The organism is Seohaeicola zhoushanensis (assembly GCF_014656415.1).
GTDB classification, from domain to species: Bacteria; Pseudomonadota; Alphaproteobacteria; order Rhodobacterales; family Rhodobacteraceae; genus Seohaeicola_A; species Seohaeicola_A zhoushanensis.
On the sequence record NZ_BNCJ01000014.1, the window covers coordinates 97,135 to 119,981 of the forward strand.

The following is a 22,847-nucleotide window of genomic DNA, read 5'->3' on the forward strand; positions in this document are numbered from 1 at the left end:
GGATGGCGGCCCTGCGGCGCATCGGGCTGGCCCTGGCCCTGCTGCTGGCCCCGGTCGCGGCGGCGGCGGACGCCTATGTCGCCTGCGTGCAGGCGCAGCTGGCGCGGCTCGGGATCGACGCGGGGGCGGCGGACGGGTTGGTCGGCCCGAGGACGCGCGCCGCCTTGGCCGAGCTGGTCGCGCGCGAGCCGACCTTCGCGCCGCTGCCGCGGCTGACCGCGCATAACGCCTCGGTCTGGTGCGGCGAGATCGGCCGCCGGCTCGACCTGCGCGGCGCCTGGCCTTCGGCGGATAGGCCGCTGCGGCTGGAGGTCGGGGCGGAAGTGGTGCCCGAGCGCGGCGCGGTGCTGGAGGCGACGATCCTCGAGGCGCGCGCCTTTCTCGTCGCCACGCTGGGCGCGGATATCCCCGGCACGCTGGTGGTGATCGCCGAGACCGATATCGACCACCTGGCCGAGAGGACGGCACGGGCGCTGGATGGCAATGTTGTCCGGGGGCTGATCGCGCCGCTGTTGCACGAGCAATGCGACGGCGCCGATCCCGCCTCGGGTGTCACCTTCGACGAGACCGTGGCGCTCTGCCTCGCGCCCGGCTGGACCACCGAACGCGCCTGGACGCCCTTCGAGCGGCGGCAGCTGCGCCGGCTGGTGGCGCATGAGCTGACCCATGTCTTCGAGCGCCAGCTCGTCGGTCGCAACATCCGGCTCGACGCAAGGGCGCGCGAGGGCATCTGGGGACCGCGCTGGCTGACCGAGGCGGCGGCGGTGGCGATGGAGTTCGGCTTTGCCTTTCCGCAGACCTCGCTGCAGGACAAGTTGCGCTGGTTCGAGGCGCAGCAGGACTATGACGCCGCCGTGCTGCGGGGCTGGTCCGCGGGTGAGGTGCGGGGCGGCGAGACCGCCGAGATGCACGCGGGCTATGCCGGCGTGCTGCTGGCCTGGACCCATGGCGAGGCGGCCTTCCTGGACTTCTGGCGCGCGATCCCGGCCGCGGGCTGGGAGGCGGCCTTCGAGCAGGCCTTCGGGCAGCCGGTGGAGCGTTTCTATGCCGGGTTCGGGGTGGCCGCGAGCAAGCCCGCCGAGGGCCGCAGGAGCGGCCGGCCCGCGCCCGACCCGACCGAGACGCGCTGAGGCCGGGGCAGGCGGTTGGGGGGCGGCGGGGTGAACCCCGCCCTACGCGACCTCGAACCGGGGAGGGGGCGCTGCCCCCGCCGCCCGTGCCGGGCGGCCCCCCGGAGATATTTGTGAAGAAGAGAAGAGGGGGGCGTGGCGCCTCTGCCTCGCCTTCGCTGCGTGGGGCTGCTATGAGGAGCCATGAGTCTTCCTCCCGGATTCCTTGACGAGCTGCGCAGCCGCGCCAGCCTGGCCCGTGTGGCCGGGCGCAAGGTTACGTGGGATCCGCGCAAGTCGAACCAGGGCAAGGGAGATCTCTGGGCGCCGTGCCCCTTCCACCAGGAAAAGAGCGCCTCGTTCCACGTCGATGACCGCAAGGGGTTCTACTACTGCTTCGGCTGCCACGCGAAGGGCGATGCGCTGAGTTTCGTGCAGCAGACCGAGAATGTCGGCTTCATGGAGGCGGTGGAGATCCTCGCCCGCGAGGTCGGCATGGCGATGCCCGAGCGCGACCCCAGGGCGCAGCAGAAGGCCGACCGGCGCAGCGAGCTGGCCGAGGTGATGGAGCAGGCGGTGCAGTTCTTCCGCCTGCAGCTGAAGACCGGCGCGGCCGCGGAGGCGCGTGCCTACCTGGGGCGGCGCGAGTTGGATGCCAAGGCGATCGAGCGTTGGGAGATCGGCTTTGCGCCCGATGGTTGGCAGGGCCTCTGGGACCACCTGCGCGGCAAGGGCGTGGCCGAGGACCTGATCCTGGGCGCGGGGCTGGCCAAGCCCTCGACCAAGGGGAAGAAGCCCTATGACGTCTTCCGCAACCGGATCATGTTCCCGATCCGCGACCTGCGCGGGCGCTGCATTGCCTTCGGCGGGCGGGCGATGGACCCCAAGGACAGCGCCAAATACCTGAACTCGCCCGAGACCGAGCTGTTCGACAAGGGCCGCAGCCTGTTCAACCATGCCCCGGCGCGCGAGGCGGCGGGGAAGGGGGCGCCGCTGATCGTGGCCGAGGGCTACATGGACGTGATCGCGCTGGATGCCGGCGGCTTCCATGCCGCCGTGGCGCCGCTCGGCACCGCGATCACCGAGGAGCAGCTGCAGCTGATGTGGCGGATCTCGCCCGAGCCGGTGATCGCGCTCGACGGCGATACCGCCGGGCTGCGCGCCGCGATGCGGCTGATCGACCTGGCGCTGCCGCTGCTGGAGGCGGGGCAGTCGCTGCGTTTCGTGATCCTGCCCGAGGGGCAGGACCCCGACGACCTGATCCGCAAGTCGGGCGCGCCGGCGATGCAGGCGCTGCTGGATGCGGCGATCCCGATGGTGAAGCTGCTCTGGCAGCGCGAGACCGAGGGCCGCGTCTTCGACAGCCCCGAGCGCAAGGCGGCGCTCGACAAGGCGCTGCGCGAGAAGATCAAGCTGATCCGCGACCCCTCGATCCGCGGCCATTACGGCGAGGAGATCAAGGCGCTGCGCCAGGAGCTGTTCTCGCCCCGGCGCGAACGCGGGGCCTGGAGCCCGCGCGGGCCCAAGGGGGCGCCGGCGGCGCCGCTCTCCAGCACCCGCTCCTCGCCGCTGGTCATCTCGGACGACGCGGCCCAGGTGCGGCTGCGCGAGGCGGTGGTGCTGGCGACGCTGATCGTGACGCCCGAGGTGATCCACACCTATGAGGCCGAGATCGAGCGGCTGGAGTGTTCCGACCCCGATCACCACCGCCTGCGCGGCCTGATCCTGCGCCATGCCGATGCCGGCCCCGAGGGTCTGCGCGCCGGAATTGTCGCCGAAATCGGCCCCGGCCCCCTTGAAAACCTCTTCTCCCTTGGCCATGTCGCCATAGCGCCCGGCGTGCGCCGGCCCGGCGATGCCGAGGTCGCGCATATGACGCTGAGCGAGGAACTGGCGAAACTGCACGCGCAGCGCGGGCTCGAGGCCGAGATCGACGAGGCGGTCGAGGACCTCCACCACCTGGCCGACGAGGCGCTGACCTGGCGGCTGAGCCAGGCCGCAGAGGCCCGCAACCGGGCCATCCGCAGCGAGCAGCAGGAGCGGACCGATTATGACACCGGAGCGAACGGAGCCCGAATCAGCCGTGACGAAAGGGACGCCTTCGAGGCCCTTTTGCAGCGAATCGGCCACGCAACACCGAAAAAATGACCCCGAATGGTAGGGAAATTCGTAATTAAACCGGCTAGACGGGTGGCCGAATCGCCCGATAACGCTATTGATTCGACGAACTGCGAATCGACCGTAGTACCCGTGCAGGAGCTCTGAATGGCCGCCAAGGACACCGACGACGTCAAGACCGAGGATCAGGACAACGATGTCTCGCTCGACATGAGCCAGGCAGCGGTCAAGAAGATGATCGCCGAAGCCCGCGAGCGCGGCTACATCACCTATGACCAGCTGAACCAGGTCCTGCCGCCCGACCAGGTGAACTCGGAGCAGATCGAGGACGTGATGTCGATGCTCTCCGAGATGGGCATCAACATCATCGAGGACGAGGAAGCCGAGGAGGAAGAGCAGAAGGGCTCGACCGAGGTCGTCGCCCAGTCCGACACGCGCGAGGTCTCGCTCGCCTCCACCGGCAACGAGAAGCTCGACCGCACCGACGACCCGGTGCGCATGTATCTGCGCGAGATGGGCTCGGTCGAACTGCTCTCGCGCGAGGGCGAGATCGCCATCGCCAAGCGCATCGAGGCCGGCCGCGACACCATGATCGCGGGCCTCTGCGAAAGCCCGCTGACCTTCCAGGCCATCACCATCTGGCGCGACGAACTTCTCTCCGAAGACATTCTGCTGCGCGATGTCATCGACCTGGAAACCACCTTCGGCAACCAGCTGGACGAGGACGGCGAGGTCGACGAGCCGCTGGTCGCCTCCGAGAGCGGCGAGTCGTCGCGCGCCGAGAGCTCGAACGACCCCGAGCTCGACGCCGACGGCAATCCGATCATGAAGGAGGACGACGACGAGGACGACGAGCAGGCGAACATGTCGCTCGCCGCCATGGAGGCCGCCCTCAAGGACCAGGTGCTCAACACGCTCGAGCGCATCGCCCATGACTATGCCCTGCTGTCGGAAATGCAGGACAGCCGGATCTCGGCCACGCTGAACGAGGACGGCTCCTTCAGCGCCGAGGACGAGGCCACCTACCAGAGCCTGCGCTCCGAGATCGTGGTGCTGGTGAACGGCCTGCACCTGCACAACAACCGCATCGAGGCGCTGATCGACCAGCTCTACGGCATCAACCGCCGGGTGATGTCGATCGACAGCTCGATGGTGAAGCTGGCCGACCAGGCCCGCATCAACCGGCGCGAGTTCATCGACGAATACCGCGGCCGCGAGCTTGACCCCAACTGGCTTTCGGACATGGCCGACAAGGGCGGGCGCGGCTGGCAGGCCTTCATCGAGAAATCCTCGGGCAAGGTCGAGGAACTGCGCGCGGACATGGCGCAGGTCGGCCAGTATGTCGGCCTCGACATCAACGAATTCCGCCGTATCGTCCAGCAGGTCCAGAAAGGCGAGAAGGAAGCCCGCCAGGCCAAGAAGGAAATGGTCGAGGCGAACCTGCGCCTGGTGATCTCGATTGCCAAGAAATACACCAACCGCGGCCTGCAATTCCTTGATCTCATTCAGGAAGGCAACATCGGCCTGATGAAGGCGGTGGACAAGTTCGAGTATCGCCGCGGCTACAAGTTCTCGACCTATGCCACCTGGTGGATCCGCCAGGCGATCACCCGCTCGATCGCCGACCAGGCGCGCACCATCCGCATCCCGGTGCACATGATCGAGACGATCAACAAGCTGGTCCGCACCGGCCGCCAGATGCTGCACGAGATCGGCCGCGAGCCGACGCCCGAGGAATTGGCCGAAAAGCTGCAGATGCCGCTCGAGAAGGTCCGCAAGGTGATGAAGATCGCCAAGGAGCCGATCTCGCTCGAAACGCCGATTGGCGACGAGGAGGATTCGCAGCTTGGCGATTTCATCGAGGACAAGAACGCGGTGCTGCCGCTGGATTCCGCCATTCAGGAGAACCTGAAGGAAACCACGACCCGCGTGCTCGCCTCGCTGACGCCCCGCGAGGAACGCGTGCTGCGGATGCGCTTCGGGATCGGCATGAACACCGACCACACGCTGGAAGAGGTCGGCCAGCAGTTCTCGGTGACCCGCGAACGCATCCGCCAGATCGAGGCCAAGGCGCTGCGCAAGCTCAAGCACCCGAGCCGGTCGCGGAAGCTGCGGTCGTTCCTCGACCAGTGACGGGTTGGGGTGCGCAATGAATGCGCACCCTACGGGGCATTCGGCGTGAGGCCGTAGGGTGCGCATTCACTGCGCACCATTCCCCACCCCGGCCTGCACGGATTGACCCCGTAGGGTGCGCATTCATTGCGCACCATGCCCCACGCCGGTCCGCACGGATTGACCCCGTAGGGTGCGCATTCATTGCGCACCATGCCCCACGCCCCACTTAACGCTCCGTTAACCGGTCTCTGCCACCCTGCGGGCCATGTCCCGCTACATCCGCCCCAGGGTGCCCGGCGCCACGGTGTTCTTCACCCTCTGCCTGGCCGACCGCCGGTCGGATGCGCTGGTGTCCCATGTCGATACCCTGCGCGAGGCGGTGCGCCAAACCCGGCGTGAACGCCCGTTTGTCATCGACGCCTGGGTTGTGCTGCCCGACCACCTCCATTGCGTCTGGTCCCTGCCCGAATGCGATGCCGATTATTCCACCCGCTGGAGCGTCATCAAGGCGCGGTTCTCCCGCGCCATGCCGCATGAACCGCGACGGCCCAGCCATGTCCGGCGGCGCGAGCACGGGCTATGGCAACGGAGGTTCTGGGAACACCACCTGCGAACCCCCGACGACCGCGCCGCCGCCATGGCCTATTGCTGGGCCAATCCGGTGAAACATGGCCTTGCCGGATCGCCCGGCGAATGGCCCTGGTCCTCCTGGCACCGGGATAATCCACCGTAGGGTGCGCATTCATTGCGCACCTTGGCGTGCCCGCATCTGGTGCGCCGTGAAGGCGCACCCTACGGCGGCTGCATATTGATTTTGTCACGCGTTCCGGCACACTCCGGCTTAGCAACGACCTGTCCCGCTGAAAGGTCCAGATGCCTTGCGCCAGCTTGCCTTGGCCACCCGCCCGCCCGGACCCGTGACCCGATGACCGTCGGGCGCCGCCTCATGGCCCTGCTGGCGGCCCTTACGCTGCTGATCTGGGCGGCGGCCATGGCCCCGGTGATCCTGCGCTGGGTCGGGGTCTGCTTCATGCCCGCGGCGGATGCGCCCCCCGTCGCTTATGGAAACGTCGCGCTGGGGGCGGGGGGCGTGCTGGGGGCTCTGGCCTTCGTGCCGATGATGCTGGGCCTCTCCCCGTCGGGGCAACGCGCACGGGTGGGCCTGGGGATGCTGCTGGCGCTGGCCTTCGGCGTGATGATCACGGTCTTTTCCGCCTATATGGCGCTGGTGGTCACGGTGCCGATGCTCCATGCCGCGATCCGGGGCGAGGCGGTCGCGCTTCCTTTCCGCGTCGACAACCCGCGCGACCATGTCTCGCGGCGGGGGCATTGCCGCCACGCGATATCGGTCGAGGCCGCCTCCTTCCTCTTCGACAATGTCTGCGGCGTGCCGGACTCTCTGCGCGAGGGGCTGCAACGGGGGCAGGTCGTCACCCTGCACGGCAGCGGCAGCGCCTGGGGCGTGTTCTATTCGGGCGTCTCGCGCCGGGCAGAAAGGCCGTAGGATGTGCCTTCACGGCGCAGCTGATCCACACCCGAAAACACCGTCCCGGAAACACTCCTGGACTTTATTAAATAATATCAATAATTTGACCCCCCGTCCTAGCTGGGACATTTTCCAGGACCCCGATCCGGGCGCTTTTGCCGCTGCCTTTTGTGAACGGCTTCATATTGAACTCGGCCCGATTTGGGCCAAGATCCACCGCAAGGACGGGCCAACCCGGATGAAAGGTCCCATGGTCATGAAACAGCTCTCAACCCTCACCCTCGCCGCCGCCCTGGCCCTTGCCCCCGCCTGGGCCGGCGCCTGGCGCGCCACCAACTGGCACGAGGTCCTGCCGGTCTCGAACGGGGTCTACGAAGTGGTCGCCCGTGTCGGCTCGGGCCCCGCCGATTACTGGTGCGGGGCAGGGGAATACTTCTCCAGCCAGCTCGGCGTGCCGGCGACCCAGAGGATCTACGTCTGGCGCGGCATCGGCCCGAGCGTGAACCGCCCCGGCCGCAAGGCCGTGCAGTTCTCGCTGACCCCGCCCCCCGGCGCCGACCTGCGCCAGCGTCTGACGCTGGACGTGAAAGAGCCCGGCGACAGCATCAACGCGGCGATGGCGAAGCAATACTGCTACAACAGGGACAACGACTTCTTCATCTGGCCGTGAGTTTACTGCAGACCGACTTCTTCTTCCCCACGCGGGGCGAAGGCTGTTATGCCTTCACCCGCGAGGTGGTCGGCTGGCTGAATGAGACGGGCGCCGGGGATGGTCTCCTGACCCTCTTCGTGCGCCACACCTCCTGCTCGCTGCTGATCCAGGAGAACGCCGACCCCGACGTTCAGACCGACCTGCTCGGATATCTCGACCGGCTGGTTCCGCCGGCGGATCACTCCTCGATGTCCTGGCTGCGCCACACCGACGAGGGGCCGGACGACATGCCGGCCCATATCAAGGCCGCCCTGCTGCCGGTGTCGCTTTCGATCCCGGTCCGGCAGGGGCGCATGATGCTGGGAAACTGGCAGGGCATCTACCTGGTAGAACACCGCCGCGCGCCGCATCGGAGGCAGGTCGCGGCGCATTTCGCCTGAGCCGGCAAGCCGCTGGAAAGGCCGCGAAAATGGCGGTTTGGCCACAGGATATGGTGGCCGTACAAATTCACTACACAAAAAAAGTCATGCCCCCTATAGTGGATGTGATCCATGGGGCGCAGACCCCTACAGGCAGTCAACACGAGGAACCGGCATGCGCTGTCCGTTTTGCGGCAATATCGACACCCAAGTGAAAGACAGCCGGCCGGCGGAAGATCATGTTGCCATCCGGCGGCGGCGGTTTTGCCCGGCCTGCGGCGGACGTTTCACCACCTACGAGCGGGTGCAGCTCCGCGACCTCGTGGTGATCAAGAGCTCGGGCAAGCGCGAGGATTTCGACCGCGACAAGCTGGAACGCTCGATCCGCATCTCGATGCAGAAGCGCCCGATCGAACCGGAGCGCATCGACCAGATGATTTCCGGCATCGTGCGGCGCTTGGAGAGCATGGGCGAGACCGATATCCCGAGCCACAAGATCGGCGAGATCGTGATGGAGAGCCTGGCCCGGATCGATACCGTCGCTTATGTCCGTTTTGCCAGCGTTTACAAGAACTTCCAGGCCGCGGATGATTTCGAAGACTTCGTGAGCGAGTTGCGTCCACACACGCAGACGGAAGAGTGAGCAGCGCAGACGAACGGTTCATGGCGCTGGCCCTGTCGCTGGGCCGGCGCGGTCAGGGCAATTGCTGGCCGAACCCCGCTGTGGGCTGTGTCATCGTGAAGGACGGGCGGATCGTCGGGCGCGGCTGGACCCAGCCGGGCGGGCGGCCCCATGCCGAGACCATGGCGCTGGCGCAGGCCGGGGCGGCGGCGCGGGGGGCGACGGCCTATGTCACGCTGGAACCCTGCGCCCATCACGGCCAGACGCCGCCCTGCGCCGAGGCGCTGATCGAGGCGGGCGTTGCGCGGGTGGTTGCGCCGCTGGCGGATAGCGATCCGCGGGTCTCGGGGCAGGGCTTTGCCATGCTCGAGGCGGCGGGTATCGAGGTCGATACCGGCGTGCTGGCGGCCGAGGCGGCGGCGGATCACGAAGGGTTCTTCCTGAAGACCGAGCAGGGGCGTCCGCTGGTGACGCTGAAACTCGCGTCGAGTTTCGACGGGCGGATCGCCACGGCGACCAAGGAAAGCCAGTGGATTACCGGGCCGGAGGCGCGGTGGCTGGTGCATGGCCAGCGGGCGCGGCATGACGCGGTGATGGTGGGCGGCGGCACGGCGCGCAGCGACGATCCCTCGCTGACGGTGCGTGGCCTGGGCGTGGAGCACCAGCCGGTGCGGGTTGTGGTCTCCCGGCGGCTCGACCTGCCGCTGATCGGGCAACTGGCTCGCACGGCCAAGGCGGTGCCGCTCTGGCTGTGTCATGGCGCGGACGCCGACAGTGACCGGATGAAGGCCTGGCGCGAGACCGGCGCGACCCTGCTGTCCTGCCGGGTCGAGGCGGGGCAGGTGGACCCGAAGGACGTGCTGGCGCAACTTGGCAAGGCCGGGCTGACGCGCGTGTTCTGCGAAGGTGGCGGGGCGCTGGCGGCCTCGCTGCTGGCCGAGGACCTGGTGGACGAACTGGTGGGCTTCACTGCCGGTGTTGCGATCGGGGCCGAAGGGCTGCCGGCGATCGGTGCGCTCGGGCTGGAGCGGCTGGCCGATGCGCCGAGGTTCGAATTGGTGGAAGCGCGGAGCGTGGGCGGCGACGTCATGCACCGCTGGCGGCGCGCGGTCTGACCTAACGCCAGATGTGGGCGTAGGTGGCGAACATGCCCTGCAGGCGCGACAGCGCCCGGTTTGCCAGCCCCGGATGCGCGACATGGCCCGATGCGAGGTGTTCCGCGACCACCTCAGCCGGGCAGGGCAAGCCGGTCACCGGATCGCGGTAGCGCGGGTAGTCGATCAAGGCGGCGTGGACCAACCCTTCCAACGAGGGGCGCGCGCGACGGCGTTCGGGCTGGGGCGCGAGATCGCGCGTGAGGCCCCAGCCGGCGTAGAAAGGCGCGCCCAGCACGGTGACGGGCAGGCCGCGCAGCAGTGCCTCGAAGCCGATCAGCGAGGTCATGGTCCAGACCTCGTGCACGGTGTCGAGCAGGGCGGCGGGGTCGGCGCCGGTGGCCAGCACGTCGGCCAGGCCGGTGGCGTCGATGGCGCCCGCGCGCAGTCCGGCTTCGACATCGGGGTGCGGCTTGTAGACGATGATCGCGTCGGGCCGGCCCTGGCGGGCGGCTTTCAGCAGGTCGAGGTTGGTGCGCGCGCCGCAGGCGCCGGTGAGGACCGAGGCGTCGTCCTCGACCTGGCCGGGCACCAGCACCTTGTGGCCTGCGGGCAGGGGCGGCAGGTCGCCGCCGAGGTTGTATTTGCTGAGGCCCTTGCGGGTCACCAGCTGGATCAGCCGCTCGGCCCGGCGGCGCTGGCCCTGGGTCAGCTCGGCGCGCTTTTCGATCAGCTGTTCCAGGCGGCTGGGGGTGGTCGGGTCGTAGTAGATCCCCAGATCGTCGGTGACGAGGGACAGCGGCGGCACCAATTCGGCGCCGAGGCCGCGTGAGCGGAGGAAGCCGTCTTCGATGCGGGTCCATCCGGCGTGCCTGGGGCCTGCCTTGCTGGCCCAGACCATGCAGGGGCGTTTGCTGGCGCGGGCCTTCTCGGCGTCTTCGGTGAAGAGCATCCGGCGCTCGCGGCCGAAGAAGCCCTGGAGCGGCTTGCGTTTCCATAGGCGCATGCTGCTGGCGGCCCAGCCGTTTCGGTCCTGGCGCCAGGCGTGGGTGCGGGACTCGAGCGTGTCGAGGGTGCATTCCAGCTCGCAAAGGCGGTCGCGGAAGGGGTCGTACCAGCGCGGGTAGAGGATCATCGCGGCGGCGAAGAGCTGGGCGCGGGTCAGTTTGCGTTCGCGGCGGGGGACGGGGGCGTCGTCCTCGGTCAGGCCCCAGCCGGCGTAGAAGGGCTGGCCGAAGACGCGGGGGCGGTGGCCGGCGAGGATGGCCTCGAAGCCGAGCTGCGAGGAGACGGTATAGACGCCGACCGCGCCTTCGAGCAGCGTCCAGGGGCTGACCGGGTCGGTGAGCAGGCTGACGCGGGCCGAGGTGTCGTCGGCGGAGTAATAGCCGGGGCGGTGGCCGGCGGCGGTTTCGGGGTGGGTCTTGATGAGCACCCGCGCGCCGGGATGTTCTTCCTGCGCGAAGACCAGCATCTCGCGGAAGCGGGCGTCGTCGGCGCGGCTGGCGCGGACCGAGGCGTCGTCGCGGGTCTGGTCGATCACCAGCACATAGCCGGGGCGGGGCACCGGGGCGGCGGGGTCGAAGCCGCTGTATTTGCTGAGGTGGCTCTCTATCATGCGGGCGATGGCGTCGCGCGCGCGGGTCATCAGCGCGCTGTCGTCAAGCGGCGCGGTCGCCAGCATCTGTTCGAGGTCGGAGGGCGTGGTCGGGTCGAAGTGCAGTCCGGACCAGTCGAGCGTCAGGCCAAGCGGGGGTTCGCCGGCGCGGCCGGGGAAGAGCGAGCGCAGGAAGGCGTCTTCGACCCGCAGGACGGGGACATGCCTCTTGGCCGCGACCGAGAGCCCGCGATGGGCGGTGGGGCTGTCGCCCCAGACGGCGACGGCGTCCTCGGGGCCGGGCAGGCCGAGCGAGACGCGGTGACCGGCAAGCGCAAGGATACGGCGGACGCGCCGCTGGGTGAGGAAGCCGCCATTGAAGACGAAGAGCCGGGAACCCGCGTCCCCGGCCCTCGCGCCCTGCGCCTGGTGAGGCACGGCCTTAGCCGCCGGTCAGTGTCTGGACGCTGGCCACCGGGGTCAGCGATCCGGCGATCAGCGAGATGGTCTTCGTCCACTGCGCGTAGGGTGCTTCGGTGACATAGATGGTGTCGCCGTCGCGGATGACGAAGTCGCGCGCGTGGAACAGGCCGTTGGGTTCCTTGAGGTTCAGCACGTAGACCATGCGCTGGGCGCCTTGCAGGTCTTTGCGGCCGAGCACGGGGTTGGCGATCTCGGCGGGTTCGTTGCGGAAGACGAAGACGCCGGTCGGGTCGGAGCTGGTGGCGACAAGGCCGCCGACCTGGGCCAGCGCCTCGAGCGCGGATAGGTTCTGCGACTTGAAGGGCACGCGGGCCTGCTGGCTGGTGGCGCCAAGCGCGGTGAAGGAACGGCTGTCCTCCTCGACGAGGATGCGGTCGCCGGGACGCAGCGCGATGTCGAGGCGCGGGTTGTCGTAGAGATCCTGGAACCAGATCTTGCCGCGCTGGTCGCCGCGGATCACGGTGATCTGCGCGATGCTGGCCTCGATGGTGATGCCGCCGGCCTTGGCGAGCATCGCCGAGAGGGTGCGGGTCGGCCGCTCGATCGGGTAGACGCCCTGGCCGCCGATCTTGCCCGAGAGCGAGACGGTGGAGCCGTCGCCGGCGACGCGGCGCACCTCGACCTGCGGGTCGGGGGTCTGGTCCCTGAGGCGCGAGGTGATGAGTTCGCGCAGCTCGTTCGGCGTGTTGCCCGAGGCGCGGACGCTGCCGGCATAGGGCACGAAGATGAACCCGGCGCTGTCGACCTGGACTTCCTGGATCGGGGTGGCGTTGACGCCGGTATTGGCGAGCAGGCCGTCGTCGACGTTTTCCCAGATGGTCAGGCCCAGCACGTCGCCGGGGCGGATGATGTCCGAGGTGACGAGGCCGGCGGAGGAGAAGCTGGAGGAAAAGCCGAAAGCGGGCGCGACGGCGGTGGCGCGCGTCACGCGGTCATTGACGGAGACAACGAAGGCATCCCCTTGTTTTTGCACGGATCCGGCGAAGATCTGCCGTTTGTTCGGACCCAGTTGCGGCAGGCCGCAGGCAGCCACCATGCCCACAAGCGCCAATGCCGCGATGGGCTTCGCCCATCGGTTTCGTTGGGGATTCACTGCCCGGTCTCCTCGACCTGTTATTGTTCCGCCTCGGTTTTTTTGTTTATCCGTATAGGATTCCAGAACAAAAAACCAGTGGCCGGTTCCGGGCGCGCTATTGAACCAGACGCAACTGTTGCCGGGGGGCCGCGGTACCCGATTTTAGCGCGTCATAGGGATCGTCGGGCGAGAGAATCATGTCGACGACCAGCCTCAGCAGCTGTCGGCGACCCTTGGAGGAATAGAAGCCGCCGGGCACCTGGCTGGTTTCGAGCAGGAAGCGGCGGTAGTCCTTGTAGGCGCGGGCGTCGGGCCTGGCGGCGGCGGCGAAGAATTCGCGCAGCGGCTGTTCCGAGACGAACTCGGGTTTGTCATAGACCGCGCGGCCGAAGACCTTGAGCGGGATGCCGCGCCAGAGCACCTGTTGCCCGGCGGTGGAGTTCACCGTGACGGCGCTGCGTGCCTCGTTCAGCAATTCGGCGAGCTTGCCTCCGCGCACGTAGTGGACGCGCCCGGCGATGCCGTTGGCGGCGGCCAGGCGGGCGGTTTCGCGGCGCAGCGGCACCTGGCCAGATTCCAGCGGATGGGCCTTGATGACGAGGTGATGATGCGGCGGGGCGGCGGCGGCAAATCCTTCGATGATCTCGGCCAGGAATTCGGTCATCGAGGAGAAGGGCGAATGGGTCTGGACCGAACTGTCGTGTTCCAGTTGCAGCAGCGCCAGGTGATAGGGGAAGCCGCCGGAGCGGATACGCCAGGTGGCGATGCGGCGGTCGAGCGCGTGCAGGGGCATCAGCAGCAGGCGCCTGAGGTAGAGCTGGAATTCGCGGGTGACGGGCAGGGCGCGGTGGGCGCGGAAGTTGGCGTAGCCGCGATTGGCGAACATCACGAACCAGTGGTAGAGCGCGCCGTAGAAGACGTGCTGGCGCATGTCTCCCCAATGCGCGGGCGGCAGCGGGGCTTCGAGATCGGAGAGGGCCAGCGCCTCCTGCATCTCGGTCACGGTCATCTCCATCAGGCGCGAATGGCCGTTCGAGCCGCCGCGCTCGTAGGTCACCCAATAGGGGCGCATGTAGCCTTCCTCGAAGACATGGACCCGCAGGCCGAGGGCGCGCGCGCGTTCGATGGCGGCGGCGTGAACCGGACGGGTGTCGCCGTAGAGGACGATGTCGGTGATGCCTTTCTCGGCGGCGATCTCGGCGAAGGTGGCGGGCCAGTCGCCGGCACTGCCGCGATAGGGGATGTAGCTGACGGGGTCGCGCCAGAAAGCGGCGTCACCGGCGTTGAAGCCCACGCGCCAGACGTGGCAGCCGGCTGCGCGCAGCATCCGCCCGAGCGCGCCGAAGAACGGCCCGTGCGGGCCTTGCAGGAACAGGAAGACCCTTTGCTCGGGACGCATGGCTTGGTCCTGGGGTTCGGCTGTCAAGGTCCGGGTATCCTTGCGGGGCGTTCGGGCAAATTTATGGCCTTCCTGCGATTTCGGCGCAATATGCGGGGTGAGGAATGAACGGGGACTTGTCGCGCGCGCCTGTCGCGGCTACCTCGAAGGCAACAGGCACGGAAGGACCACATGTTTACCGGCATCATCACCGATATTGGCACCGTCACGCAGCTTCAGCAGGCGGGGGACACGACTGCGCGGATCGCGACCGGCTATGACACGTCGCGGATCGACATCGGCGCGTCGATTGCTTCGGATGGTGTCTGCCTGACCGTGACCGCGCTGGGCGACGACTGGTACGAGGTGCAGATCAGCGCCGAGACGCTGTCGAAGACCAACTTGGGCGATTGGGCGCCTGGGCGGCAGGTGAACCTGGAGCGCGCGCTGCGGGTCGGCGACGAACTGGGCGGGCATATCGTTTCGGGCCATGTCGATGGTGTGGCCGAGGTGGTGGCGATGGCGCGCGAGGGTGACAGCACGCGGCTGACCTTCCGGGTTCCGGCGCAGCTGGCACGTTTCGTGGCGCCGAAGGGTTCGGTGGCGCTGAACGGTACCTCGCTGACGGTGAACGAGGTCGAGGGCGATACCTTCGGGGTCAACCTGATCCCGCATACGCAGGACGTGACGACCTGGGGCGGGATCAAGGTGGGCGACCGGATCAACATCGAGATCGATACGCTCGCGCGCTATGTCGCGCGGCTGGCGGAGACGGCGTGATGGCGGGGATCGGACATAACAACGGGCCGTCGATGGAGCCGGGCCATGCCATGCGCACCTTCCAGTGGCGCAAGGCGCAGGAGGCGCTGATGCCCAAGGCGCTGCCGCTGATGGTGGTCAAGATGCGGGTGCAGCGGGCGGCCGAGCTGGGGATGGACTACAAGACCTATGCCAGCATCCGGCAGTATTCGGGCAGCGATATCGTCGGGCTGCTGTTCTCGTCGAACGCGCTGCGCATCATCGGCAACGGCGCGCGGATGCCCGAGGCGGAGGCGCGGACGCTGGCGGCGGTGAAATCGGCCAAGAAGCTGTCGCTGGTGCATCTGCCCAACCGCCCCGAGGCGGTGGCGCTGATGAACCCGGTGCTCGACGCCACGGCGGCCGCGCCGCGGTTCACCGACAGCTGGAGCCAGATGCGCGACCGGCTGGAAGGCTTCATACGGGCGCAATCGCTGCCGGGGAGCCAGGTGGTGATCATCGGCGACGCGCCGCTGGAAGCGGATTGGGTCGCGGCCGCGCGGGCGGCGGGCTATCTGCCATCGGCCCGCTATTTCCAGCATCAGGCCGGCTGAACGCCGACACGGGGCAGGCTCCGAGCGGGCTTGCGTGCGCCTGTACGTGTGTTTCCCTGCGTCCTGGGCTCTGGCCTTTGCCGCCCGGCTGGTCTATCTGCGCAACCCAGACCCACCACATGAATAGGCTGCCCCATGAGCTTTGAAACCCCCGGACCGGTCGAAGCCGGATTGCGTGATGCGATCAGCCCGATCGAGGAGATCATCGCCGAGGCGCGCAAGGGCCGGATGTATATCCTGGTCGACCACGAGGATCGCGAGAACGAGGGCGATCTCTGCATCGCGGCCGAATTCGCGGATGCGGCGGCGATCAACTTCATGGCGACGCATGGGCGCGGGCTGATCTGCCTGCCGATGACCGCGGAGCGGATCGAGCGGCTGGGCCTGCCGATGATGGCGGTCAACAACTCCTCGCGCCACGAGACGGCCTTTACCGTCTCGATCGAGGCGCGCGAAGGGGTGAGCACGGGGATCTCGGCGGCAGACCGGGCGCTGACGGTCAAGACCGCGATCAACGAACAGAACACCATGGCGAGCCTGGCGACGCCGGGACACATCTTCCCGCTGCGGGCCCGCCGGGGCGGGGTGCTGGTGCGCGCGGGGCATACCGAGGCAGCGGTGGATATCTCGCGGCTGGCGGGGCTGAATCCCTCGGGCGTGATCTGCGAGATCATGAACGACGACGGCACCATGTCACGCCTTCCCGAACTGGTCGAGTTCGCGCGCAAGCATGGGTTAAAGATCGGCACGATCTCGGACCTGATCGCCTATCGCAGCCGCAACGACAACCTGGTGGACGAGACCTCGCGCAGCACCGTCGAATCCGAGTTCGGCGGCACCTGGGAGATGCGGCTCTTCACCGACCAGACCCACGGGATCGAGCACGTCGTGCTGATCAAGGGCGACATCACCACGCCCGAGCCTGTGCTGACGCGCACCCATGCGCTGCACGAAGCCTCGGACGTGCTGGGCCTGGGCCCGAAATCGGCGCGCCAGTTGCCGCGGGCGATGGAGATTATTGCCGAAAAGGGGCGCGGCGTTGTCTGCCTGTTCCGGCAGCCGCGCAATTCGCTTTACGCCAGCGAGGATGACGGTCCGCGGACCATCAAGCAGACCGGCCTTGGTGCGCAGATCCTGTCCTCGCTGGGGCTGAAGGAACTGATCCTGATGACCGATTCCCCGCGCGTACGCTATCTTGGCCTCGAAGCCTATGGCCTGTCGATCGTCGGGACGCACCCGATCCTCACGGAGGAATGAGAATGGCCGCGAACGAAACCCATTACGTCCTGTCCCGCCCCTCGTTCGAGGCGCCGGTCAAGCTGCTGATCGTTGTCGCACCCTATTACAAGGACATCGCCGACAACCTGGTCGCCGGTGCCAAGGCCGAGATCGAGGCCGTCGGCGGCACCTGGGAACTGGTCGAGGTGCCGGGCGCGCTGGAAGTGCCGACCGCTATCGCGATTTCGGACCGGCTGTCGAACTTCGACGGCTATGTCGCGCTGGGCTGCGTGATCCGGGGCGAGACCACGCATTACGACACGGTCTGCAACGACTCGAGCCGCGCGCTGCAGCTGATGGGGCTGCAGGGGCTGTGCATCGGCAATGGCATCCTGACCGTCGAGAACCGCGAACAGGCGATGGTGCGGGCCGATCATACCGGCCAGAACAAGGGCGGCGGCGCGGCGGCGGCGGCGCTGCACCTGATCGCGCTGACCCGCAAGTGGGGCGGCAAGAGCAGGGGGGTGGGCTTCCGCCCCTCGGAAGATTACCGCATCGCCGACGGACAGACCGCATGAACACGCCCAGCGACGCCCCCTCGGGCAACCAGAAGCGCAAGATGAAATCGGCCGCGCGGCTTTATGCCGTGCAGGCACTGTTCCAGATGGAGCAGTCGGGCCAGTCCACGCGGCAGGTGGTGACCGAATTCCTCGATTTCCGGTTCGGCGCGACCTATGACGGGGTCGAAATGATGGAAGGCGACGTGGACCTGTTCCGCAGCCTTGTCGAGAATGCTGTGAACTACCAGGGGCGGATCGACCAGATGACCGACCGCGCGCTGGTGGCGAAATGGCCGATCGCGCGCATCGACCCGACGCTGCGCGGGCTGTTCCGTGCAGCCGGGGCCGAACTGGTGCAGAAGGAAACGCCGCCGAAGGTTGTGATCAACGAGTTCGTCGACGTGGCCCGCGCCTTCTTTCCGGACGGAAACGAGGTACGCTTCGTGAATGCGGTGCTTGACCACATGGCGCGAGAGGCCCGGCCCGAGGCCTTCTGAAGCTTTCAGCGACCAAGCATGGAGAGGCCTCCTCTCGGGTGTGCTGGACCGCGCGTTGTCTGGTCAGAGATCAACTGCCTCGCCAATGGCCAGTACAGCGCCTGTCGGCGCGCCCGTGGGCGAGCCGCCGGGTGGCTCTTCGCTGACCGCGAGGATCAGGCCGGTGGCGCGGCGGAAGGCTTCGGGCAGGGGCAGGGTGGTCTTGGCCGATGATGGCAACAGCCCTAGCGAGACGGGTGCCGCATCGCCGACAATGGCCCAGAGTTCCAGCACCCGGCCCGGCGGAGCGCTGCCCGCGGTGCGGGTGATCCGCAAGCCGCCGACCGAGGGGTCGTAGGCGGCGAGCAGGCGCAGGCTTTCGTCCTCGGCGACGATCTCGGAGATGAAGACGGCGCTGCCGGGAGGCGTGGCTGGGCCGGGGAACGAGCGGTAGCCGATTACGGCGGCGAGGATCAGCGCGGTGAGGGTGATGCCGCGCCAGACCCAAAGCCGGCTCCAGAACGCCGCGCGGACACTGCGTTCCTGGAACAGACGCTCCATGAGCTGCGTCTTGACCGAGCGTCGCACCGATTCCTCGGAGAAGGAGATGTTCAGGTGTTCCAGGCCGCGCAGCCAGGTGGCCACCTCGGACTGAAGCGAGGGATCGGCGCGCATTGCGCGCTCGAAGGCGGCCTCCTCGGCCGGGTCGAGCAGGCGCAGGACGTATTCGCCGGCATTGTATTGGTCGTGGGTCTCGGCGCTCATCTGGACATGCACTCCTGCAGCGAGAGCAGCGCACGGCGCAGCCAGGTGCGGATGGTGTTCAGCGGCGTGTCGAGCTTGCGGGCGAGGTCGGCGTAGCTCAGCCCGTCGAGATAGGCCCAGCGTACGGCGGCGGCGTGCTTGGGGTCGAGTTCATCGAGGCAGCGGGCGATGCGGCCGGCCTCGGAGCGCGCGACGACGGCCTGTTCCGGGCTCGGACCCTTGTCGGAGAGGCGTTCGGCCATGGCGTCGACGTCCTCGGCGGACTGGACCCGGCGGAGGCGGTCGATGGCAGTGTTGCGGGCGATAGTGATCAGCCAGGTCATCGGGCTCAGGCCATTTGCAGCGTAGCGGTCGGCATGACGCCAGACCTTCATGTAGGTTTCCTGCAGCGCGTCCTCGGCGCTGGCACGGTCATTCAGGATACGCAGGGCGACCCCGAAAAGTTTCGTGCAGGTCGCGTCGTAGAGTGCGGAAAATGCTTTGCGATCACCCAGCGCGACATTTCCGATGAGACGTTCTAGGTTGTCGGACACGAATGCTTCCGGCGGTTATTCGTTGAAATCGCGGTGTTTTCCGCCTGTTTCCGGTAATGTTAACGCAACGGGGCCGCGGTTCAAATCCATTCCTGCGACATTTGCGCCACCGCTGTGTCTGGCTTGCCATGTGGGACACGGGTGAGAAGCTTTGTCGCGCTTTCATCCGGGACAAAAGCGCCTATCTTGTTAGGTGAAAACGCGCGCCAGACTTCGGGAGATTGAACATGCCCAGACTGATCGGGCTCTACATCCGCCAATGCGCCATCGGCTTTGCCGTCTCGGCAGCCTTCGTCGCCCTGCTGCTGTGGTTCGACGTGGCCGGGCTGTCGCGCCTTGTCTTCGCATCGGACATGGCCGTCGTGGCGATTCTCATGCTGTGGGTGATGAACGGGATCGTCTTCGCAGGCGTGCAATTCGCCTGGGCGGTGATGTCGATGGCGGAACGCGACGAGACCCCGCGCGGCGGCAAGCGCCTGCGGCTGGAGCCGGTTCCGGTCAAGGTAGGGGCAGAGAAGCGGCGGGACCACCAAACAACCGTGGGGTACTGATTCCCGAGGACCTGTGTGTACAGGTGGGCGCCAGGTAACCGGACCAGGATCCGGTCAGAGCCAGCTCCCTCGGATGTGTTTAAGGCCACCGGAATGCAACCTTGCACGCGAAGGGCAGAACCCGCCAAGCCCTAGATAGGCGCGGTGGGGCCTGCCGGCAAGGGGTGGAATCGGCGAGGATGCGGCCGCGCGATGGGGCACCCGAATCCTGGACTTGAAAAATGTTCACGAATTGTTCATGGTCGGCGCATGAACATACCGATGCAGACACAGCCAAGGCCCGGTCAGCTGCTCGCCCGCGGTGTGAGTCGGCTGCTGTTCAGCCACGGCTTTGCCGCGGTCGAGGAATTCGTGCCCGACCGGGGCCTGCGCGTCGACGTGATAGGGTTGGGGCCCAGGAGCGAGATCTGGGTTGTTGAATGCAAGTCGAGCCGGGCCGATTTCCGCTCGGACGCGAAGTGGCATGGCTACCTGGATTGGTGCGACCGCTATTTCTGGGCGGTTGATACCGAGTTCCCGACCGACCTGCTGCCGGAGGGCACCGGGCTGATCGTGGGCGATGCCTATGACGCCGAGATACTGCGGATGCCGGAGGAGACCAAGCTCGCCCCGGCGCGGCGCAAGGTATTGGTGCAGAAATTCGCCGTTCATGCGGCGCGGCGGCTGCACGCGCTGCGGGACCCCGGCTTTATCGCTTGAGCGACCGCGCGGCTGCTGCCGCGGCGCGGATTTCCTCGGCGATTTCCTCGGCTTCTTCCGGATCGAAGTCCATCGGCACCTCGAGGCCCTGGGCCTCGATGAAGAGGCGGACCATGCCCTTGTCGGTCGGCCCGATCTGGAGATTGGCCTCGACGTCCCGTTCCGTGTTGATACCCATCGCTGCGCTCCGTTACGAACGGCCCCTGCTAGACCGCAGCCGCTTGAGAATCAAGCGGCCTTCGGGCTTTGATGCACCATGTCCGAGATTGTGCTACGCCCCTTCCGCCCTGATGACACCGATTGGGTGGTGCACGAGCATGGCGTCAACTATGCCCGGGACGAGGGGTTCGACGACAGTTTCGGCCCGCTGGTGGCGGGGATCCTCGCCGATTTCAACGCCAGCCACGATTCCGCGCGCGAGATGGGCTGGATCGCCGAACGTGACGGCGCCCGGCTGGGCTGCATCTTCTGCGTTGCGGCCAGCGATACGACGGCCAAGCTGCGGATGTTCCTGCTGACGCCGCAGGCGCGGGGGCAGGGGCTGGGCAAGCGGCTGCTGGCCACGTGCATGGATTTCGCGCGCGCCAAGGGCTATGCCGACATGACGCTCTGGACCCATGAAAGCCACCGGGCGGCCTGCGCGCTCTATGCCGCGACGGGTTGGCAGCTGGTGAGCAGCACGCCTGTGCATTCCTTCGGCATGGACCTGGTCGAGCAGCACTGGACCATCACGCTGTGAGTCGCGCCTTCGGCCTGACCGCGGCGGCGCTGACCGGGGTGCAGGTCGGACTGGCCATAGTGGCGACACGGGCGCTGGCGGGGCAGGTGGCACCGTTTACCCTGGGATTGCTGCGCTATGCGGTGGGCGTGGCGGTGCTGATGCCGTTCCTGCTGCGGCTTGCGCCGAGGCCACTTGCGAAGGCCGACCGGCTGCCGGTGCTGGCGCTGGGGGTGGTGCAGTTCGGCGTGCTGATCGCGCTGCTGAACGCCGGGTTGCAGCATGTCACGGCGGCACAGGGGGCAGTTCTGTTTGCGACCTTTCCGCTGCTGACGATCCTGCTGGGTGCCTTGCTGGGAACCGAGCGGCTGAGCCTCGCGCGGCTCGCGGGGGCGGTGATCTCGGTTGCGGGAATCGCCGTCTGCCTTGGCGCGGGCACGCTTCCGACCAGCCTTGCTGGCGCGGCGATGGTGCTGGCGGCGGCGCTGTCGGGGGCGGTCTGCGCGATCTATTACCGTCCCTACCTGCAACGCTACCCGACGCTGCAGGTCGGAACGCTGGCGATGCTGGCGGCGGTGGTGGCGCTATTTCCCCTCGCGCTGTCCGAGGCGCCGCTGTCGGTGCTGCCGGGCCTGCCGCTGTTCGGCTGGGGCCTTGTGCTGTTCATCGGATTGTCGAGCGGGGCGGGCTATCTGCTCTGGCTCTCGGCGCTCAAGCATGCGCCGGCATCGGAAGCGACGATTCTCATGGGGCTATCGCCGGTGACGGCCGTGCTGGTGGGTCACGCCGTGCTGGACGAGCCGCTGACAGCGGGATTCGCGGCTGGTCTGGCGCTGGTCCTGCTAGGCGTGAGTCTTGCCGTGCTGGCGCGCCGATAGGCCCTTGCAATCAGGGGAGCGCTTGGCTAAATGCCCCTCACGTGCCGCCTTAGCTCAGTTGGTTAGAGCGCTGGATTGTGGATCCAGAGGTCCCCCGTTCAAGCCGGGGAGGCGGTACCATCCATCAAAGGAACTGACGTTTTCGGAGCTTTGGCCAGTAGGCGGGCCAGCGATTTGCGCTGCTTTTCGGTCGTGTGACGGGGATTCGGCCTGCGCCGGCCGGCTGCCTGTCATTCACATGCCGCGCGGCGCCTCGGAGAACGGACCTTGGTTCAGCGCACCAAAATTTCCCGCAGGTTTCTGCAATTTCTGGTCTTGCGCATGTCCGCAGGTCAGAATATTTAGCCCCCCAGTTGGGAAGTGGCGCAACGGTAGCGCAACGGTTTTTGGTACCGCAGGTTGTAGGTTCGAATCCTACCTTCCCAGCCACTTCAAATCGGTCCAAGCCTGCAAGCCACCCGCAGCACCCGTTGGCCGGAAAGTGCCCCGGTATAGTGCCCCACCCGCCGAGCGACGGGTGAGACGGGTTCGTACTGTTGACCTAGCTTGAGAGCATGGCCACAGCCTCGTCGACGAACCTAGAGCAGAGCAAAGTCGACCCCATTGGCCTGTCGCTCCCACTCGTCCCGCAGATTATCGGCCCTATCGCCAACCTCCAGGTGCCGGGGGTTCACGCAGCGACGGTTATGGCAGCGGTGGCGTACCTTGACGCGGACGAATGGGTCACCTACCTTATCGGCTAGGCAACCTTCAAAGGAGAAACCAGCGTGAGATAACAGTCTATTAGATTTTGACTGTTAGGCGCTGTGGCCTTCCCCACCTAAGCTGTACACCAGGACTCCGTCAGGCGATCTTCGTCTGCGGATTGTTCGCGTTCCACCGCCCTAACAGTTGAATAGCCCCGTGTATCGTGGACGCCTTCTTCGCTAATTTTGAGGCAAGGAGGCCA

The 22,847-nt window shown here is 67.2% G+C and carries 25 protein-coding genes and 2 tRNA genes; 20 read left to right on the top strand and 7 right to left on the bottom strand.

From position 1 onward, the window contains the following. Positions 1-2 precede the first annotated feature (2 nt). The 9 genes from IE266_RS19325 (at position 3) to ribD (ending at position 9,636) form a co-directional block, all read left to right on the top strand. Entirely contained in the window at positions 3-1,130 is a 1,128-nt protein-coding gene (locus IE266_RS19325; RefSeq protein WP_189681765.1) for a peptidoglycan-binding domain-containing protein, read from the top strand. A 183-nt stretch (positions 1,131-1,313) separates the two neighbouring features. Beyond that, positions 1,314-3,257 (top strand): DNA primase, encoded by a 1,944-nt coding sequence (gene dnaG, locus IE266_RS19330; protein ID WP_189681766.1) that lies wholly within the window; start codon positions 1,314-1,316, stop codon positions 3,255-3,257. Between the two features lie 117 nt (positions 3,258-3,374). Further along, positions 3,375-5,360: an RNA polymerase sigma factor RpoD gene (gene rpoD, locus IE266_RS19335; RefSeq protein WP_189681767.1), complete on the top strand. Its 1,986-nt coding sequence runs from the start codon at positions 3,375-3,377 to the stop codon at positions 5,358-5,360. A 247-nt stretch (positions 5,361-5,607) separates the two neighbouring features. Continuing rightward, on the top strand, positions 5,608-6,075 hold the full coding sequence (locus IE266_RS19340; RefSeq protein ID WP_189681768.1) for an REP-associated tyrosine transposase: 468 nt from the start codon (positions 5,608-5,610) through the stop codon (positions 6,073-6,075). A gap of 192 nt (positions 6,076-6,267) precedes the next feature. Next, the gene (locus tag IE266_RS19345) at positions 6,268-6,846 is read left to right on the top strand and encodes a hypothetical protein (RefSeq protein WP_189681769.1); all 579 of its coding nucleotides are present in this window, start codon (positions 6,268-6,270) and stop codon (positions 6,844-6,846) included. A gap of 238 nt (positions 6,847-7,084) precedes the next feature. Beyond that, positions 7,085-7,498, top strand: coding sequence for a hypothetical protein (locus IE266_RS19350; protein WP_229864296.1), 414 nt, complete (start codon positions 7,085-7,087; stop codon positions 7,496-7,498). Positions 7,499-7,503: 5 nt separating this feature from the next. After that, positions 7,504-7,920 carry a secondary thiamine-phosphate synthase enzyme YjbQ gene (locus IE266_RS19355; RefSeq protein ID WP_189681788.1) on the top strand — a complete coding sequence of 139 codons (417 nt, stop codon included), beginning with the start codon at positions 7,504-7,506 and terminating at the stop codon, positions 7,918-7,920. A 154-nt stretch (positions 7,921-8,074) separates the two neighbouring features. Next, complete coding sequence (nrdR, locus tag IE266_RS19360; protein WP_189681771.1) at positions 8,075-8,542, top strand: transcriptional regulator NrdR; 468 nt, start codon at positions 8,075-8,077, stop codon at positions 8,540-8,542. Continuing rightward, complete coding sequence (ribD, locus tag IE266_RS19365) at positions 8,539-9,636, top strand: bifunctional diaminohydroxyphosphoribosylaminopyrimidine deaminase/5-amino-6-(5-phosphoribosylamino)uracil reductase RibD (protein WP_268249763.1); 1,098 nt, start codon at positions 8,539-8,541, stop codon at positions 9,634-9,636. The genes nrdR and ribD overlap by 4 nt, the downstream gene beginning before the upstream one ends. Before the next feature lies 1 nt (position 9,637). Here the strand turns inward: ribD and IE266_RS19370 are convergent, their stop codons facing one another. The 3 genes from IE266_RS19370 to IE266_RS19380 all read right to left on the bottom strand — a co-directional run bounded on the left by IE266_RS19370 (position 9,638) and on the right by IE266_RS19380 (position 14,169). Then, positions 9,638-11,650 (bottom strand): capsule polysaccharide biogenesis protein, encoded by a 2,013-nt coding sequence (locus tag IE266_RS19370; RefSeq protein WP_189681772.1) that lies wholly within the window; start codon positions 11,648-11,650, stop codon positions 9,638-9,640. Between the two features lie 4 nt (positions 11,651-11,654). Further along, positions 11,655-12,731, bottom strand: coding sequence for a polysaccharide biosynthesis/export family protein (locus tag IE266_RS19375; protein WP_189681790.1), 1,077 nt, complete (start codon positions 12,729-12,731; stop codon positions 11,655-11,657). A gap of 154 nt (positions 12,732-12,885) precedes the next feature. Next, positions 12,886-14,169, bottom strand: a complete 1,284-nt coding sequence (locus tag IE266_RS19380; protein ID WP_189681773.1) for a capsule polysaccharide biogenesis protein — start codon at positions 14,167-14,169, stop codon at positions 12,886-12,888. Positions 14,170-14,340: 171 nt separating this feature from the next. Here IE266_RS19380 and IE266_RS19385 point away from each other — a divergent pair, with 171 nt between their 5' ends. The 5 genes from IE266_RS19385 (at position 14,341) to nusB (ending at position 17,775) form a co-directional block, all read left to right on the top strand. Next, positions 14,341-14,928 (top strand): riboflavin synthase, encoded by a 588-nt coding sequence (locus IE266_RS19385; RefSeq protein ID WP_189681774.1) that lies wholly within the window; start codon positions 14,341-14,343, stop codon positions 14,926-14,928. Beyond that, positions 14,928-15,500, top strand: coding sequence for a hypothetical protein (locus IE266_RS19390; protein ID WP_189681775.1), 573 nt, complete (start codon positions 14,928-14,930; stop codon positions 15,498-15,500). The genes IE266_RS19385 and IE266_RS19390 overlap by 1 nt, the downstream gene beginning before the upstream one ends. Before the next feature lie 135 nt (positions 15,501-15,635). Then, the gene (gene ribB, locus IE266_RS19395; RefSeq protein WP_189681776.1) at positions 15,636-16,757 is read left to right on the top strand and encodes a 3,4-dihydroxy-2-butanone-4-phosphate synthase; all 1,122 of its coding nucleotides are present in this window, start codon (positions 15,636-15,638) and stop codon (positions 16,755-16,757) included. Positions 16,758-16,759: 2 nt separating this feature from the next. Then, positions 16,760-17,296, top strand: coding sequence for a 6,7-dimethyl-8-ribityllumazine synthase (locus IE266_RS19400; protein ID WP_189681777.1), 537 nt, complete (start codon positions 16,760-16,762; stop codon positions 17,294-17,296). After that, positions 17,293-17,775 carry a transcription antitermination factor NusB gene (gene nusB, locus IE266_RS19405; protein WP_189681778.1) on the top strand — a complete coding sequence of 161 codons (483 nt, stop codon included), beginning with the start codon at positions 17,293-17,295 and terminating at the stop codon, positions 17,773-17,775. Before IE266_RS19400 ends, nusB begins: the two co-directional genes overlap by 4 nt. A gap of 63 nt (positions 17,776-17,838) precedes the next feature. On the opposite strand, the gene IE266_RS19410 is transcribed toward nusB, so the two are convergent. Both IE266_RS19410 and IE266_RS19415 read right to left on the bottom strand, forming a co-directional pair. After that, on the bottom strand, positions 17,839-18,519 hold the full coding sequence (locus IE266_RS19410) for an anti-sigma factor (protein ID WP_189681779.1): 681 nt from the start codon (positions 18,517-18,519) through the stop codon (positions 17,839-17,841). Then, the gene (locus tag IE266_RS19415; protein ID WP_189681780.1) at positions 18,516-19,052 is read right to left on the bottom strand and encodes a sigma-70 family RNA polymerase sigma factor; all 537 of its coding nucleotides are present in this window, start codon (positions 19,050-19,052) and stop codon (positions 18,516-18,518) included. The genes IE266_RS19410 and IE266_RS19415 overlap by 4 nt, the downstream gene beginning before the upstream one ends. 227 nt (positions 19,053-19,279) lie before the next feature. Here IE266_RS19415 and IE266_RS19420 point away from each other — a divergent pair, with 227 nt between their 5' ends. Beyond that, complete coding sequence (locus IE266_RS19420) at positions 19,280-19,603, top strand: hypothetical protein (protein WP_189681781.1); 324 nt, start codon at positions 19,280-19,282, stop codon at positions 19,601-19,603. A 261-nt stretch (positions 19,604-19,864) separates the two neighbouring features. Then, on the top strand, positions 19,865-20,302 hold the full coding sequence (locus IE266_RS19425) for an MmcB family DNA repair protein (RefSeq protein ID WP_189681782.1): 438 nt from the start codon (positions 19,865-19,867) through the stop codon (positions 20,300-20,302). Here the strand turns inward: IE266_RS19425 and IE266_RS19430 are convergent. Next, positions 20,292-20,480 carry a DUF6324 family protein gene (locus tag IE266_RS19430; protein ID WP_189681783.1) on the bottom strand — a complete coding sequence of 63 codons (189 nt, stop codon included), beginning with the start codon at positions 20,478-20,480 and terminating at the stop codon, positions 20,292-20,294. The two genes, IE266_RS19425 and IE266_RS19430, sit on opposite strands and share 11 nt — an antisense overlap. A gap of 78 nt (positions 20,481-20,558) precedes the next feature. Between IE266_RS19430 and IE266_RS19435 the strand changes: the two genes are divergently transcribed. The 4 genes from IE266_RS19435 to IE266_RS19450 all read left to right on the top strand — a co-directional run bounded on the left by IE266_RS19435 (position 20,559) and on the right by IE266_RS19450 (position 22,327). Further along, positions 20,559-21,041 carry a GNAT family N-acetyltransferase gene (locus IE266_RS19435; RefSeq protein WP_189681784.1) on the top strand — a complete coding sequence of 161 codons (483 nt, stop codon included), beginning with the start codon at positions 20,559-20,561 and terminating at the stop codon, positions 21,039-21,041. Next, on the top strand, positions 21,038-21,898 hold the full coding sequence (locus tag IE266_RS19440) for a DMT family transporter (RefSeq protein ID WP_229864298.1): 861 nt from the start codon (positions 21,038-21,040) through the stop codon (positions 21,896-21,898). The genes IE266_RS19435 and IE266_RS19440 overlap by 4 nt, the downstream gene beginning before the upstream one ends. Positions 21,899-21,941: 43 nt before the next feature. Further along, a tRNA-His gene (locus IE266_RS19445) sits at positions 21,942-22,018 on the top strand. A gap of 234 nt (positions 22,019-22,252) precedes the next feature. Further along, positions 22,253-22,327 (top strand) — tRNA-Gln (locus IE266_RS19450). A gap of 149 nt (positions 22,328-22,476) precedes the next feature. On the opposite strand, the gene IE266_RS27305 is transcribed toward IE266_RS19450, so the two are convergent. Beyond that, positions 22,477-22,677 (bottom strand): hypothetical protein, encoded by a 201-nt coding sequence (locus IE266_RS27305; RefSeq protein WP_373310591.1) that lies wholly within the window; start codon positions 22,675-22,677, stop codon positions 22,477-22,479. Positions 22,678-22,847 lie beyond the last annotated feature (170 nt).

What these genes read in the sequence shown, in the direction of transcription:
- IE266_RS19425 (WP_189681782.1), top strand. Translation starts at nt 19,865, where the DNA reads ATGCAGACACAGCCAAGGCCCGGTCAGCTGCTCGCCCGCGGTGTGAGT.
- IE266_RS19375 (WP_189681790.1), bottom strand. Translation starts at nt 12,731, where the DNA reads ATGGTGGCTGCCTGCGGCCTGCCGCAACTGGGTCCGAACAAACGGCAG.
- IE266_RS19385 (WP_189681774.1), top strand. Translation starts at nt 14,341, where the DNA reads ATGTTTACCGGCATCATCACCGATATTGGCACCGTCACGCAGCTTCAG.
- dnaG (WP_189681766.1), top strand. Translation starts at nt 1,314, where the DNA reads ATGAGTCTTCCTCCCGGATTCCTTGACGAGCTGCGCAGCCGCGCCAGC.
- IE266_RS19325 (WP_189681765.1), top strand. Translation starts at nt 3, where the DNA reads ATGGCGGCCCTGCGGCGCATCGGGCTGGCCCTGGCCCTGCTGCTGGCC.
- IE266_RS19430 (WP_189681783.1), bottom strand. Translation starts at nt 20,480, where the DNA reads ATGGGTATCAACACGGAACGGGACGTCGAGGCCAATCTCCAGATCGGG.
- IE266_RS19350 (WP_229864296.1), top strand. Translation starts at nt 7,085, where the DNA reads ATGAAACAGCTCTCAACCCTCACCCTCGCCGCCGCCCTGGCCCTTGCC.
- IE266_RS19340 (WP_189681768.1), top strand. Translation starts at nt 5,608, where the DNA reads ATGTCCCGCTACATCCGCCCCAGGGTGCCCGGCGCCACGGTGTTCTTC.
- IE266_RS19435 (WP_189681784.1), top strand. Translation starts at nt 20,559, where the DNA reads ATGTCCGAGATTGTGCTACGCCCCTTCCGCCCTGATGACACCGATTGG.
- IE266_RS19380 (WP_189681773.1), bottom strand. Translation starts at nt 14,169, where the DNA reads ATGCGTCCCGAGCAAAGGGTCTTCCTGTTCCTGCAAGGCCCGCACGGG.
- rpoD (WP_189681767.1), top strand. Translation starts at nt 3,375, where the DNA reads ATGGCCGCCAAGGACACCGACGACGTCAAGACCGAGGATCAGGACAAC.
- IE266_RS19400 (WP_189681777.1), top strand. Translation starts at nt 16,760, where the DNA reads ATGGCCGCGAACGAAACCCATTACGTCCTGTCCCGCCCCTCGTTCGAG.
- IE266_RS19420 (WP_189681781.1), top strand. Translation starts at nt 19,280, where the DNA reads ATGCCCAGACTGATCGGGCTCTACATCCGCCAATGCGCCATCGGCTTT.
- IE266_RS19410 (WP_189681779.1), bottom strand. Translation starts at nt 18,519, where the DNA reads ATGAGCGCCGAGACCCACGACCAATACAATGCCGGCGAATACGTCCTG.
- IE266_RS19345 (WP_189681769.1), top strand. Translation starts at nt 6,268, where the DNA reads ATGACCGTCGGGCGCCGCCTCATGGCCCTGCTGGCGGCCCTTACGCTG.
- nrdR (WP_189681771.1), top strand. Translation starts at nt 8,075, where the DNA reads ATGCGCTGTCCGTTTTGCGGCAATATCGACACCCAAGTGAAAGACAGC.
- ribB (WP_189681776.1), top strand. Translation starts at nt 15,636, where the DNA reads ATGAGCTTTGAAACCCCCGGACCGGTCGAAGCCGGATTGCGTGATGCG.
- IE266_RS19390 (WP_189681775.1), top strand. Translation starts at nt 14,928, where the DNA reads ATGGCGGGGATCGGACATAACAACGGGCCGTCGATGGAGCCGGGCCAT.
- nusB (WP_189681778.1), top strand. Translation starts at nt 17,293, where the DNA reads ATGAACACGCCCAGCGACGCCCCCTCGGGCAACCAGAAGCGCAAGATG.